Here is a 14,508-nt window from a genome sequence, read left to right on the forward strand (position 1 = left end):
ACAATTTTGTTAGCGCTCTTCTTTTTTAGGTTGTTGTGGTTGACGGTATCAGGTTACATCGCGTATACTTGTCGTATATTTGAGAGAGTAACGGGTACCTTGCGTTGCAGCCGGAGGGATTGTTAGTGAGTGTGGACCTCAAGGATATCATGTTGTCAAAGTTTGATTACAAAAATGATGAAGACATTGTCGGAGCAGTCCATGAAGGTGATGGGGAAGCGCTGGAGTTTCTGATTAACAAATATCGAAACTTTGTGCGGGCCAAGGCCAGATCCTACTTCCTGATTGGGGCTGATCGCGAGGATATTATTCAGGAGGGCATGATTGGTCTCTACAAATCCATCCGTGATTTTAAGGGAGACAAGCTTGCTTCGTTCAAGGCTTTCGCCGAGTTGTGCATAACACGACAGATTATTACGGCAATTAAGACGGCTACACGACAAAAGCACATTCCTCTGAACTCTTACGTATCTCTGGACAAGCCCATCTATGATGAAGAGTCAGACCGGACGTTGCTCGATGTGATTTGCGGAACACAAGTAAGTGATCCTGAAGAGCTGATTATCAATCAGGAAGAGTTTGTGGGTCTTGAGGACAAAATGTCCGAGATTCTGAGCGAGCTAGAACGCAAGGTACTTATGTTGTATCTGGACGGACGTTCGTATCAGGAGATTGCTGAAGATCTGGATCGTCATGTGAAATCCATTGATAACGCGCTGCAACGGGTCAAACGTAAACTTGAAAAGTATCTGGAAGTAAGGGATAGTTGAAAGTAGAGGCTGACATGGAAAAGGCTCGAGTTTGAGTCTTTTTTTATTCGTTTTGGGTATGCTGTGCAGGTTTATAAGTGTTGTAAATGATTTATACTAAAAAAGATGAATAATAGATATCGCTTTGATTTTGAAGCAGTATTTCAGAGAACAGCTTCAAAGGATGGACAGATGTAAAAATGCACCACAACCGGGACTGCGAAATGTATGCAAACATTCGTTGACATGGAAAACCCCGTGTGATAAAGTGTTTTAGGTAGGCCTAAATTCGCGGTTTTTTTTAGGATCAATTATGAGACTTCCGGTGTTGGATGTCTTCGGGAGGTGCACATCATGCGGGTAATTATTACTTTGGCTTGTACAAATTGCAAACAAAGAAATTACACAACGACGAAAAACAAGCGTAATCACCCCGACCGCATGGAGATGAAGAAATTCTGTAAGTCCTGTAACGAACAGACTTCTCATCGGGAAACCAGATAGTTTTTGGAGGTGTAGTCGGCGTGAAACGCAGTTTCAAGTCTCTGTTTTCCTTTTTCTCTGAAAGCTGGGCTGAACTCAAGAAAGTTCGCTGGCCCAATCGTAAAGAACTGACCAACTATACGCTGATTGTCATAGGGACGATTGCGTTCGTCACGATTTATTTTTGGGTTCTCGATATCGGCATTTCCGCTGTGATCGAAGCGATTATCTAGGAAGGGTTCCAGGTGGCTTGATATGGAAAAAAGATGGTACGTCGTTCATACCTATTCAGGGTATGAGAACAAAGTCAAAGCCAATTTGGAAAAACGCGTTGAGTCCATGGGCATGGAAGACAAGATATTCCGTGTTCTTGTTCCTATGGAAGAAGAACTGGTAACCAAGGACGGTAAGAAAAAAACCGTTATGCGTAAAGTCTACCCTGGTTATGTCTTGGTCGAAATGGTCCAAACCGATGATTCTTGGTATGTTGTACGCAACACGCCAGGTGTTACGGGATTTGTAGGATCGACAGGCTCGGGTTCCAAGCCGACGCCATTGCTTCCAGAAGAAGTTGAACAGATTCTGAAGCATATGGGCATGGTAGAGCCGAAACCGAAGATTGAATTCGATGTTAAGGAATCCGTGCGAATTAAAGTTGGTCCTTTTGCGAATTTTGTGGGCTCCGTGGAAGAAATTTTGGTTGAGAAGAGCAAGCTTAAGGTTCACGTCAACATGTTTGGACGGGAAACCCCGCTTGAGTTGGATTATACTCAAGTGGAGAAAATATAGATTTTTCTTACAGGTTTCTTGTGGGAGGATCAATAGGTCCGTCTACCACTATTGAGTCAAGGAGGTGTCATCCATGGCAAAAAAGGTAATTAAAATGGTAAAACTGCAGATCCCTGCAGGGAAAGCTAATCCAGCGCCTCCAGTAGGTCCAGCTTTGGGTCAAGCAGGTGTCAACATTATGGCATTCTGTAAAGAGTTCAATGCTCGTACTGCTGATCAAGCAGGCCTGATTATCCCGGTTGAAATTTCGGTATTTGAGGATCGTTCTTTTACGTTCATCACCAAAACTCCACCGGCTGCTGTTCTGTTGAAAGTTGCTGCTAAAATCGAAAAAGGTTCCGGTGAACCGAATAAAACGAAAGTTGCAACTGTAAATCGCGCTGCTGTTCGTCAAATTGCAGAGCAAAAAATGCCTGACCTTAACGCAGCTTCCGTAGAATCGGCAATGCGTATGGTTGAAGGTACTGCTCGCAGCATGGGTATCACCATCGTAGATTAATTTTATTAATCTACGTGTGCCGGCGGTTTGACTGTCCGGTAAGTGTGGGAGGAATATCCGCTAATACCACATAAGGAGGAAAAGATAATGGCTAAACATGGTAAGAAGTACCTTGAAGCTGCTAAGCTGATTGACAGCGAAGCAACTTATGAGCCTTTGGAAGCCGTTGAATTGGTGAAAAAGGCTGCAACTGCTAAATTCGACGAAACCGTTGAAGCTGCAGTTCGTCTGGGCGTAGATTCCCGTAAACAAGACCAGGCTGTTCGTGGTGTTGTTGTCCTGCCACATGGTACGGGTAAAACACAACGTGTTCTGGTATTTGCAAAAGGTGACAAAGTGAAAGAAGCGGAAGCGGCTGGCGCTGATTTTGTTGGCGATCAAGATATGATCAACAAAATCCAACAAGGCTGGTTCGAATTCGACGTCTGCGTTGCGACACCTGATATGATGAGTGAGGTTGGTAAACTGGGTCGTTTGCTCGGTGGTAAAGGTTTAATGCCTAACCCTAAAGCAGGCACAGTTACTTTCGACGTTGCCAAGGCTGTTCAAGAAATTAAAGCCGGTAAAATCGAATACCGTCTCGACAAAGCAGGTCAAATTCACGCACCAATCGGCAAAGCATCTTTCAGTGCTGAGCAACTGAACGAGAACCTTAAAGCCTTGATTGAAGCCTTGAACCGTGCGAAGCCAGCGGCTGCTAAAGGTGTATACCTGAAAAACATCGCTATTTCTTCGACTATGGGACCAAGTGCACGTGTGAACACATCTGTTTACAGATAATATTTCGGTTGACACGTTCAATCAAATTTGTTATTCTGTAAAAGTTGTGAGTCCTTGTGACTGACCGTTAAAGTTGAATATGCTTACCGTAGACAGTAGGTGCTTTCGGGCTTAATTTCCTACCGAGGTGTTATGATAGAACGTTTCATGCGACGGGCTTGTCCCGTCCATGTGGATTTATCAAGCCTTCGTACTCTACGGAGGCTTTTTTCATGCTCATGAAAACGACTTTGGTAGAACGCCAGAATGGGTGTTTCTAACAAAGTAGATAAATTGATCAGGAGGTGTACAGTTTGGCAAATGCAAAGGTGATTCAAGCAAAACAAGAAGCTGTTGAAGTTGTAGCTGCAAAATTGCGCGAGAGCGTAACAACTGTAGTTGCAGACTATCGCGGTCTGAATGTTGCCCAAGTAACTGAGCTGCGTAAGCAGCTTCGCGAAGCCGGAATCGAATTTCAAGTGCTGAAAAACACACTGCTCCGCCGTGCAACTGCGGCAGCAGAATTGACTGAACTGGACGCAGTATTGACAGGTCCTACTGCAATCGCGTTCGGTAAAGATGATGCAGTGTCTGCAGCTAAAATCTTGAACGATTTCGCTAAGAAAAACAATGCATTGGAACTGAAAGGTGCAGTTGTAGAAGGTCGTGTGATCGGTGTTGAGGAAATCAAAGCGCTGGCAGAACTGCCATCCCGCGAAGGTCTCCTTTCCATGCTCCTCAGCGTGCTTCAAGCTCCTATGCGCAACTTCGCGCTTGCGGTTAAAGCTGTTGCAGATAAAGAAGAGCAAAGTGCATAAGTTGGGATTTAAACCTGCTGTATAGCAGTTAAGAACAAAAAAATACGAATTTAAATGGAGGTTCAACCATGAGTAAAGAGCAAATCTTGGAAGCAATTAAAGGTATGTCCGTATTGGAACTGAACGATCTCGTGAAAGCAATCGAAGAAGAATTCGGCGTAACTGCAGCAGCTCCAGTAGCTGTAGCAGGTGGCGCAGCAGGTGGCGCAGCAGAAGCTGAGCAATCCGAGTTCGACGTAATCTTGACAAGCGCTGGCGCTTCCAAAATCAACGTTATCAAAGCAGTTCGCGAAATTACAGGTCTTGGCCTGAAAGAAGCAAAAGAACTGGTTGACAACGCTCCAAAACCATTGAAAGAAAAAGTTGCAAAAGAAGAAGCTGAATCCGTTAAAGCAAAATTGGAAGAAGCAGGCGCTTCTGTAGAAGTAAAATAATTGACTGCTCTTTAGCAGACAATGAATTAAAACAAACCCCTTGAGGTGATCTTCAAGGGGTTTGTTGCTGTAAAGCGGTAGTACAAACAGGTCTGAAATATTATTCTAAAGGCTATGATGTTAATATAACCGTACAACCGAAAGAGGTGGGCGTGAATGGCTGATCATTATTACTCCAGACGGCCAGAGACGGCACATGAACGGCGAAGTCTAGAGACGGTGCTGCGTGGACGTTCCTATCGATTTGCCAGCGATTCAGGCGTTTTTTCAAAGCAGGGGATTGATTATGGGAGTCGTGTGTTGATTGAAGCTATGCAACTTCCTGCAAATGCCTCGGTATTGGATGTAGGATGTGGTTACGGGCCGATTGGTTTGACGGCGGCTACGCTTGTCCCGGACGGACACGTTACAATGGTTGATATTAACGAGCGAGCCGTTCAACTAGCGATAGAGAATGCGGAGCGTAATGGAATTAAAAATGTCACCATTAAGCAAAGTGATTTGTTTGCAGAAGTGCAACACGAACGTTTTGACGTGATCTTGACGAATCCTCCTATACGTGCAGGGAAAGAAACGGTTCATACCATATTTGAGCTTGCGTATGAGCATTTAAATGAGGGTGGAGCTTTATGGGTCGTCATTCAGAAAAAGCAGGGTGCTCCTTCGGCGAGCGCTAAAATAGAGAGCCTTTTCGGTCATGTGGAAGAAGTTACGAAGGATAAAGGTTATCGGATTTTAAAGGCTGAAAAAAGTTTTAGAAAAATGCAATAGGACCATTGACTTGAATCCTGGTCTGTGATATCATTATAAAATGTCAGTATTAGGATGCCCTCCATGGCTTTAGTTTGTTGAAATGTCAATAGATTTATGCGTAACAGGGTATAGTATTTATATCTCTTACGTATAATATAACCATTTTGGGCAAATCTACAAGTGATGAAGATCTTCCGGTATGAGGATTCTGCAGATACGTCGCTCTTTTTTCGAATGCATTCGAGTAAGGGCTTTTCTGTATTTGTAAGATCGAATCATCTGTATGTGTCTTATTATAAGGTCACAAACAGAGGTTCGCAATGTATTTTTAAAGTGAGTAGACATGAGGGGTGAGTTTAAGTTGGCAGGACATCTTGTTCAATATGGTCGACGCACTCGGCGCAGTTATGCACGTATTAATGAGGTACTCGAGGTTCCCAACCTGATTGAGATCCAACAAAAATCCTATGATTGGTTTTTGGAGGAAGGATTACGGGAAATGTTTCGGGATATTTCTCCAATTCAAGATTTCACAGGAAATCTGATTCTGGAGTTTATCGATTACTCTCTCGGAGAACCCAAATATACCGTTGACGACGCAAAGGAACGCGACGTTACGTATGCAGCACCGCTTCGGGTAAAAGTCCGGCTTATTAATAAAGAAACCGGGGAAGTGAAAGAGCAGGAAGTATTCATGGGAGACTTCCCGCTGATGACTGAAACGGGTACGTTTATTATTAACGGTGCGGAACGGGTTATTGTCAGCCAGTTGGTTCGCTCTCCCAGCGTCTATTTCAGCACAAAAGTCGACAAGAATGCGAAAACAACATACACCGCAACGGTAATTCCTAACCGGGGGGCTTGGCTCGAACTGGAGATGGATGCGAAGGATATTATCTATGTCCGGATTGACCGTACCCGTAAAATTCCGGTTACGGTGTTGCTGCGTGCGCTTGGCTTTGGCACTGATGCTGAGATTCTGGATTTGCTCGGCAATGACGAATATATCCGCAACACACTTGATAAAGACAACACGGATTCCACGGAGAAAGCGCTGATTGAAATTTATGAGCGTCTTCGTCCGGGTGAGCCACCAACATTGGATAACGCAAAGAGCTTGCTTGTTGCACGCTTCTTTGATCCAAAACGGTATGACCTGGCCAACGTAGGCCGTTACAAAATCAATAAAAAGCTTCACATCAAAAACCGTCTGTTCAATCAACGTCTTGCTGAGACACTGATTGATACGACAACTGGTGAAATCATCGCTGAAGCAGGGCAAATGGTAGACCGCCGCCTGTTGGACGAGATTTTGGCACAACTAGAAGAGTCGGTTGGACATCGTACGTATCATGTTGCTAGTGGCGTATTGGAAAGCAACGATATTCCGCTTCAAACGATCGATGTATTCTCACCGATTGAAGACGGTAAAGTAGTAAAACTGATTGCCAATGGAAATATCGATAAATCGGTTAAGAACATTACGCCTGCCGATATTATTTCCTCCATCAGTTATTTTATTAACTTGCTTCACGGAATCGGAAGTACAGACGACATTGACCATTTGGGTAACCGTCGTTTGCGTTCTGTAGGTGAGTTGCTGCAAAATCAGTTCCGTATTGGTCTGTCCCGTATGGAACGCGTGGTACGCGAAAGAATGTCAATTCAGGATGCTAATGTAATTACGCCACAGGCGCTGATTAACATACGTCCGGTCATTGCGTCGATTAAAGAGTTCTTCGGTAGCTCCCAGCTGTCTCAATTCATGGATCAGACAAACCCGCTTGCTGAATTAACGCACAAACGTCGTCTGTCTGCACTCGGACCCGGCGGTTTGACGCGCGAACGCGCGGGCATGGAAGTACGTGACGTCCATCCGAGTCACTACGGCCGTATGTGTCCTATCGAGACACCAGAGGGACCAAACATTGGTTTGATCAACTCTTTGTCCACTTTCGCACGTATCAACGAGTACGGATTTATCGAAGCTCCTTATCGCTGGGTAGATCCGAAAACCGGAAAAGTTACAGATCAGATTGATTACCTGACTGCTGATGAAGAAGATAACTACATCGTTGCTCAGGCAAATGCGGAATTGACGGAAGAAAACACCTTTAAGGATGAAATCGTTATTGTCCGCTATAACAAGCAGTCTGATAACATTATTCCGATGGCAAGTAGCCGTGTTGATTACATGGACGTATCGCCTAAACAGGTCGTATCAGTCGCTACTGCACTGATTCCGTTCCTGGAGAATGATGACTCGAACCGCGCATTGATGGGTTCCAACATGCAGCGGCAGGCTGTTCCACTACTGATTCCGAAAGCGCCTTTGGTAGGAACAGGGATGGAACATAAGTCTGCAAAAGATTCTGGTGTTTGCGTTGTGTCCAAGTACAACGGGGTAATTGAACGTTCTTCGGCTAACGAAATTTGGTTGCGTCGTATTGAAAATGTAGATGGTACTGAAGTAAAAGGCGATATTGTTAAGTATAAATTACACAAATTTATGCGTTCTAACCAAGGAACATGCATCAACCAGCGTCCAATCGTAAACAGAGGCGATATTGTCAAGGTTGGCGATATTCTAGCGGATGGTCCATCCACAGAAATGGGCGAGTTGGCATTGGGACGTAACGTTGTCGTAGCGTTCATGACTTGGGAAGGTTACAACTACGAGGATGCGATCTTGCTGAGCGAGAAGCTGGTTAAAGAGGATGTATACACCTCGATCCATATCGAGGAATACGAATCCGAGGCTCGTGATACGAAGCTTGGACCAGAAGAAATCACTCGTGATATTCCGAATGTTGGTGAAGAAGCACTTCGTAATCTAGATGAGCGCGGCATCATTCGCATCGGTGCGGAAATTGCCGCAGGTGACATTCTTGTTGGTAAAGTAACACCTAAGGGTGTGACTGAGCTGACAGCTGAAGAACGTCTCTTGCATGCAATCTTTGGTGAGAAGGCGCGCGAGGTTCGTGATACTTCCTTGAGAGTTCCTCACGGAACCGACGGGATCGTTGTAGATGTTAAAGTATTTACACGTGAAAATGGCGATGAGCTGCCACCGGGTGTAAACCAGTTGGTACGCGTATACATTGCTCAAAAACGTAAAATTTCTGAAGGCGATAAAATGGCTGGACGTCACGGTAACAAGGGTGTCGTTGCCCGTATTCTGCCTGAAGAAGATATGCCATTCTTGCCGGATGGCACCCCAGTGCAAGTCGTACTGAACCCGCTGGGCGTACCTTCACGGATGAACATCGGACAGGTGCTTGAAGTGCATCTGGGTATGGCTGCAATGCGTCTTGGTATTCATGTGGCAACTCCAGTATTCGATGGTGCCAAGGAGTATGACGTATTTGATACGATGGAAGAAGCGGGTATGCAACGCAATGGTAAAACGGTGTTGTATGATGGACGTACAGGTGATCGTTTTGAACGTGAAGTTACTGTCGGTGTCATGCACATGATCAAACTGGCGCACATGGTCGACGATAAGATCCATGCCCGTTCTACAGGTCCTTACTCTCTCGTTACGCAACAGCCGTTGGGTGGTAAAGCCCAATTCGGTGGTCAGCGCTTCGGGGAGATGGAAGTATGGGCACTGGAAGCCTACGGTGCAGCATACACGCTTCAGGAAATTTTGACTGTGAAATCCGATGATGTGGTTGGACGTGTTAAAACTTACGAATCCATCGTCAAAGGTGAAAATGTCCCTGAACCGGGTGTTCCTGAATCATTCAAGGTCTTGATCAAAGAGCTGCAAAGCTTGGGTATGGACGTGAAGATTCTGTCTGAAGACGAACAAGAGATCGAAATGAGAGAGCTTGATGATGAAGATGACACAACTGGCGATAAGCTGAGTTTGAATCTGGAAGGCTCTGAGGTTGGCGTAGAGTAATTTGACTGCTGACTGACTCATATCAGCTTTGTTATATGCCTCGATCCATTTTTGGATGGATCAGGCTTCTTGATACCGCCCGGTGCTGCCGGGCGGTATCAAACCTAAAAACTCAGGATTTGGTTAAGGAGGGTTGCTCCTTGTTGGACGTTAACAATTTCGAATATATGAAAATCGGGCTTGCTTCCCCCGAAAAGATTCGTTCTTGGTCCCGCGGAGAAGTCAAAAAACCGGAGACGATTAACTATCGTACGCTTAAACCGGAAAAAGAAGGACTATTTTGCGAGAAAATTTTCGGACCTACGAAAGATTGGGAATGTCACTGTGGTAAGTACAAACGTGTACGCTATAAAGGTGTTGTCTGTGACCGTTGTGGAGTAGAAGTTACTCGCGCTAAGGTTCGCCGTGAGCGTATGGGCCACATTGAGTTGGCAGCTCCTGTATCGCACATTTGGTACTTCAAAGGCATTCCGAGTCGTATGGGTCTTGCTCTTGATATGTCTCCAAGATCTTTGGAAGAGATCATTTACTTCGCATCTTATGTTGTAACCGATCCAGGAGATACGCCTTTGGAGAAAAAGCAACTCCTGTCCGAGAAAGAATACCGCAGCTATCGTGAGAAATATGGCTACGGATTCCAGGCAGGAATGGGTGCTGAAGCGGTTAAAAAGCTTCTTCAAGATTTAGATATAGACAAAGAATTGGAATTTTTGAAAGAAGAGCTGCGTACAGCTCAAGGGCAACGTCGAAACCGTGCGATCAAGCGCCTTGAAGTTATTGAGGCATTCCGTAACTCTGGCAACCAACCGGATTGGATGATCATGGACGTACTGCCTGTTATTCCTCCTGAGCTTCGTCCAATGGTACAGTTGGATGGTGGACGTTTTGCTACTTCTGACCTTAATGATCTGTATCGTCGTGTTATTAACCGTAATAACCGTCTGAAACGCTTGTTAGATCTGGGTGCGCCAGATATTATCGTGCAAAATGAAAAACGGATGCTGCAGGAAGCTGTTGACGCTCTGATTGATAATGGTCGTCGTGGTCGCCCTGTTACAGGTCCGGGTAATCGTCCTTTGAAATCCCTCAGCCACATGCTGAAAGGTAAACAAGGACGTTTCCGTCAAAACTTGCTCGGTAAACGTGTTGACTACTCCGGTCGTTCCGTTATCGTAGTAGGTCCGTACTTGAAGATGTACCAATGCGGTCTGCCAAAAGAGATGGCGCTGGAGCTGTTCAAGCCTTTTGTTATGAAAGAACTTGTTAACAAAGGTTTGGCACACAACATTAAGAGTGCGAAGCGTAAAGTAGAGCGTGTGAGTGCTGAAGTATGGGATGTGCTCGAAGAAGTAATCAAAGAACATCCGGTTCTTCTAAACCGTGCCCCTACGCTGCATAGATTGGGTATTCAAGCGTTTGAACCGATCTTGGTTGAAGGTCGTGCGATTCGTTTGCATCCACTCGTATGTACGGCGTATAATGCCGACTTTGACGGTGACCAAATGGCGGTTCACGTTCCGTTGTCTGCAGAAGCTCAAGCGGAAGCTCGTTTGCTCATGCTGGCATCCGGCAATATTTTGAATCCAAAAGACGGCAAGCCTGTTGTTACCCCTTCCCAGGATATGGTCCTCGGTTCATTCTATTTGACTATGGACAACAAGGAAGAAGAGGGAAGCAACATGATCCTTCGCAACCCGAATGAGGCTATCTCGGCTTATCAACGTGGAACAGCGGGTCTTCATGCTCGTGTAGCTATTCCGGTTAAGGCTTTGAATAAAACTAGCTTTACAGAGAAGCAACAGGATGCAATGTTGATTACAACCGTGGGTAAAATTATCTTTAATGAGATTTTCCCGGCAAGCTTCCCGTACATCAATGACGCTACTCGTGCCAACCTGCTCTATGGTACTGCTGAAGAGTTCTTTGTTTACGATAAGGGTGTAAACCTCACTGAAGCCATCCAGAACGCTCCGCAAGCTAGTGGAGTGGGCAAGGATTACCTTGGTAATATCATCGCCCGTTGCTTTGAGATTTACCATACGACAGAAACTGCTGTGATTTTGGATAAAATCAAACAGCTTGGCTTTACGTATTCTACTCGTGCAGGTGTGACGGTTGCTGTGGCAGACGTAGTTGTACCTCAAGAGAAACAGGATATTCTTAAAGCGTCTGATGATAAAGCACAAGTCGTGACCAATCAGTACCGTCGTGGTCTGATTACGAACGAAGAACGCTATGATCGGATTATTGATATTTGGTCCAAGGCCAAAGACGATATTACAGACATTTTGATGAAATCCATGGATCGCTACAACTCTATCATGATGATGGTTGACTCCAAAGCGCGTGGTAACAAATCGCAGATTACCCAGCTTGGCGGTATGCGTGGACTGATGGCGAATCCATCGGGTCGTATTATCGAGCTCCCAATTAAATCGAATTTCCGTGAAGGTCTGACAGTACTCGAGTACTTCATCTCCACTCACGGAGCGCGTAAAGGTTTGGCGGATACAGCGTTACGTACGGCTGACTCCGGTTACCTGACTCGTCGTCTCGTTGATGTGGCACAAGATGTTATCGTGCGCGAAGATGACTGCGGAACGGATAAAGGCTTTACAGTAAGCCGCATCCAAGACGGTAAAGAAGTCATTGAGGACCTGTACGATCGTCTGGAAGGTCGTTATTGTTTCGAAACCGTACGTCATCCTGAGACGGGTGAGATCTTGGCTAGACGCAACGAATTGATTGACTCCAACAAAGCTGAGGCGATCGTCAAAGCTGGTGTGGATAAAGTTCAAATTCGTTCCGTGCTAAGCTGCCGTGCCAAACATGGCGTCTGCAAAAAATGTTACGGCCGTAATCTGGCTACTGGCAAACACGTTGAGATTGGTGAAGCGGTTGGTATTATCGCGGCTCAATCCATCGGTGAACCAGGGACACAGCTCACCATGCGTACGTTCCACACAGGTGGTGTAGCGGGCGACGATATCACACAAGGTTTGCCTCGTATCCAGGAGCTTTTTGAAGCACGTAATCCTAAAGGTCAGGCAACCATCAGTGAAATTGACGGTGTAGTTAAAGAAGTTCGTGAAGGGAAAGACCGTCGCGAAATCGACATTCAGGGTGAAGCTGAAACAAAAACCTATTCGGTCACTTATGGTTCACGTTTGCGCGTAAGCGAAGGAATGACTGTTGAAGCTGGGGACGAACTGACCGATGGTTCGATTGACCCTAAAGAAATGCTGCGTATTAAAGGTATTCGCGGGGTGCAGAACTATATCCTTCAGGAAGTTCAACGTGTTTACCGGAACCAAGGTGTTGAAATCAACGACAAGCACGTAGAAGTTATGATTCGTCAAATGTTGCGTAAAATTCGTATCATTGATGCGGGTGACACAACACTACTTCCAGGTTCATTTGTGGATGTGCATGAGTATGAAAATGCAAACAAGATAGCGATTCTCAGCGGCCAAGAACCAGCGGTAGCCAAACCGGTTCTCCTTGGTATTACCAAGGCCTCTCTGGAAACGGACTCCTTCTTGTCAGCAGCTTCCTTCCAGGAAACTACTCGTGTCCTGACAGATGCAGCTATCAAAGGAAAAGTCGATCAGTTGCTTGGATTGAAAGAGAATGTAATTATCGGTAAATTGATCCCTGCGGGAACAGGTATGAATCGTTACCGTAGCGTGAAATTTGCCCAGCCTGAAGAGGGGCAATCCTCATCTGAGGAACTCGAACCCATTTCAGCTGAGTAGTAATATAAAATAATATGATAAGCCCGGAACACCGTAGATATAAGCTTTGGTAAAGGCTGTAGCAACGGTGCTCCGGTACTTCTTATAAAAATGTAACGTATTACTTTGTTTAAATAGATTATAGTTGATAATTGTCTTGACATTGTTCATAGTCAATGCTAATATAGCAAAGGTGCGTGAGCAGCCTATATGCTATTGGGTCTTTTCGGAGGAATGAGATATGTCTAAAGAACAGGGACTGCAAGATGCTCATGTCAAAATCGGTACCAAACAAACCATTCGTATGGTAGAAATGGGCTTCGCCTCGGAAGTATATGTGGCAGAAGATGCAGATCAGCGTTTCACTTCCAACATCATTGATTTGTGCAACAAGCACGGGGTCAAAGTGACTCTCGTAGATACAATGAAAAATCTCGGAGCTGCATGCGGGATTGAAGTGGGAGCCGCGATGGCTGCTATCGTAAAACAATAGGGTAAGGAACGTTTTTGTCTAGGGAATCGTTATTCTTGGCGGCAAAGACTTTTCATTTGTTCTTTTATGAACCGCCTGGGTCTGTGGGCTTAGATAAGGTTTGTAAAGTAACAGCAAAAATTGAGGAAGGGGGTGGCAACCAACATGCCAACTATTAACCAACTGGTTCGTAAAGGACGTCAAGCCAAAATCGAGAAATCGAAATCACCGGCTTTGCAAAAAGGTTTTAATGCCTTGAAACGTGAAGCTACCGACATCAGTGCCCCGCAAAAACGCGGAGTTTGCACTCGTGTAGGTACTATGACTCCGAAAAAACCAAACTCCGCACTTCGTAAATATGCTCGTGTTCGCTTGACGAACCGTGTAGAGGTGACTGCTTACATTCCAGGTATTGGACATAACCTTCAAGAACACAGCGTAGTGCTGATTCGTGGCGGTCGTGTAAAAGACCTTCCGGGTGTGCGTTACCACATCGTTCGAGGTGCTTTGGATACTGCAGGCGTAAACAACCGCATGCAAGCTCGTTCCAAATACGGCGCAAAACGCCCTAAAGCTAAAAAATCCTAATGAATATAAACCGCGTATGCAGGTTTAACATGTAAGAAAGGGGGATATCCATGCCACGCAAAGGTCCAGTTACCAAAAGAGACGTGTTGCCAGATCCGGTATACAACAGCAAGTTGGTTACTCGCTTGATCAACCGCATCATGCTCGACGGAAAACGAGGCGTTGCTCAAAGCATTCTGTATAATGCGTTCAAGCTTATCCAAGAACGTACGGGTAATGACCCGATGGAAGTATTTGAAGCAGCTATCAAGAATATCATGCCAGTCCTGGAAGTTAAAGCACGCCGTGTCGGCGGTGCCAACTACCAAGTACCAATCGAGGTAAAACCAGAAAGACGTACGTCCCTGGGATTACGTTGGCTCGTAAACTACTCCCGCAACCGCGGCGAGAAAACTATGGAAGAGCGTTTGGCGGCTGAGATTATCGATGCTTCCAACAACACAGGCGCTTCCGTGAAGAAACGTGAAGACACGCACAAAATGGCTGAAGCGAACAAAGCGTTTGCTCACTATCGTTGGTAGGA

General features: G+C 45.4%; 14 protein-coding genes and 1 other annotated feature. All 14 genes read left to right on the plus strand.

Annotation, left to right across the window (positions count from 1 at the left end; genetic code table 11):
* The first annotated feature begins 125 nt into the window (after nt 1–125).
* The 14 genes from sigH to rpsG all read left to right on the plus strand — a co-directional run bounded on the left by sigH (nt 126) and on the right by rpsG (nt 14,506).
* Nucleotides 126–770 (plus strand): RNA polymerase sporulation sigma factor SigH, encoded by a 645-nt coding sequence (gene sigH / locus G9G57_RS24310; protein WP_016324748.1) that lies wholly within the window; start codon nt 126–128, stop codon nt 768–770.
* Nucleotides 771–1,103: 333 nt separating this feature from the next.
* A complete protein-coding gene (gene rpmG / locus G9G57_RS24315; protein ID WP_013373278.1) occupies nt 1,104–1,253 on the plus strand; it encodes a 50S ribosomal protein L33 in 150 nt (49 codons plus the stop codon).
* A gap of 20 nt (nt 1,254–1,273) precedes the next feature.
* Complete coding sequence (gene secE, locus G9G57_RS24320) at nt 1,274–1,465, plus strand: preprotein translocase subunit SecE (protein WP_013312170.1); 192 nt, start codon at nt 1,274–1,276, stop codon at nt 1,463–1,465.
* 22 nt (nt 1,466–1,487) lie between these two features.
* Nucleotides 1,488–2,021 (plus strand): transcription termination/antitermination protein NusG, encoded by a 534-nt coding sequence (gene nusG / locus G9G57_RS24325; RefSeq protein ID WP_007432596.1) that lies wholly within the window; start codon nt 1,488–1,490, stop codon nt 2,019–2,021.
* A 73-nt stretch (nt 2,022–2,094) separates the two neighbouring features.
* Entirely contained in the window at nt 2,095–2,520 is a 426-nt protein-coding gene (rplK, locus tag G9G57_RS24330) for a 50S ribosomal protein L11 (RefSeq protein ID WP_007432595.1), read from the plus strand.
* A gap of 87 nt (nt 2,521–2,607) precedes the next feature.
* A complete protein-coding gene (rplA, locus tag G9G57_RS24335) occupies nt 2,608–3,300 on the plus strand; it encodes a 50S ribosomal protein L1 (RefSeq protein WP_016818644.1) in 693 nt (230 codons plus the stop codon).
* Nucleotides 3,301–3,368: 68 nt separating this feature from the next.
* Nucleotides 3,369–3,520: a sequence feature (ribosomal protein L10 leader region), on the plus strand.
* A 73-nt stretch (nt 3,521–3,593) separates the two neighbouring features.
* Entirely contained in the window at nt 3,594–4,097 is a 504-nt protein-coding gene (gene rplJ, locus G9G57_RS24340) for a 50S ribosomal protein L10 (RefSeq protein WP_016818645.1), read from the plus strand.
* A gap of 68 nt (nt 4,098–4,165) precedes the next feature.
* Nucleotides 4,166–4,531 carry a 50S ribosomal protein L7/L12 gene (gene rplL / locus G9G57_RS24345; RefSeq protein ID WP_013373275.1) on the plus strand — a complete coding sequence of 122 codons (366 nt, stop codon included), beginning with the start codon at nt 4,166–4,168 and terminating at the stop codon, nt 4,529–4,531.
* 156 nt (nt 4,532–4,687) lie between these two features.
* Nucleotides 4,688–5,302, plus strand: a complete 615-nt coding sequence (locus G9G57_RS24350; protein ID WP_016818646.1) for a class I SAM-dependent methyltransferase — start codon at nt 4,688–4,690, stop codon at nt 5,300–5,302.
* Nucleotides 5,303–5,645: 343 nt separating this feature from the next.
* Entirely contained in the window at nt 5,646–9,191 is a 3,546-nt protein-coding gene (gene rpoB, locus G9G57_RS24355; protein WP_016818647.1) for a DNA-directed RNA polymerase subunit beta, read from the plus strand.
* Between the two features lie 140 nt (nt 9,192–9,331).
* Nucleotides 9,332–12,946 (plus strand): DNA-directed RNA polymerase subunit beta', encoded by a 3,615-nt coding sequence (rpoC, locus tag G9G57_RS24360; RefSeq protein WP_016818648.1) that lies wholly within the window; start codon nt 9,332–9,334, stop codon nt 12,944–12,946.
* 220 nt (nt 12,947–13,166) lie between these two features.
* Nucleotides 13,167–13,418, plus strand: a complete 252-nt coding sequence (locus G9G57_RS24365; protein WP_016818649.1) for a ribosomal L7Ae/L30e/S12e/Gadd45 family protein — start codon at nt 13,167–13,169, stop codon at nt 13,416–13,418.
* A gap of 144 nt (nt 13,419–13,562) precedes the next feature.
* On the plus strand, nt 13,563–13,985 hold the full coding sequence (rpsL, locus tag G9G57_RS24370; protein ID WP_007432587.1) for a 30S ribosomal protein S12: 423 nt from the start codon (nt 13,563–13,565) through the stop codon (nt 13,983–13,985).
* Between the two features lie 50 nt (nt 13,986–14,035).
* Nucleotides 14,036–14,506: a 30S ribosomal protein S7 gene (gene rpsG / locus G9G57_RS24375; protein ID WP_007432586.1), complete on the plus strand. Its 471-nt coding sequence runs from the start codon at nt 14,036–14,038 to the stop codon at nt 14,504–14,506.
* Nucleotides 14,507–14,508: the final 2 nt, after the last annotated feature.

Source organism: Paenibacillus sp. EKM211P, assembly GCF_011066175.1.
GTDB lineage: Bacteria > Bacillota > Bacilli > Paenibacillales > Paenibacillaceae > Paenibacillus > Paenibacillus polymyxa.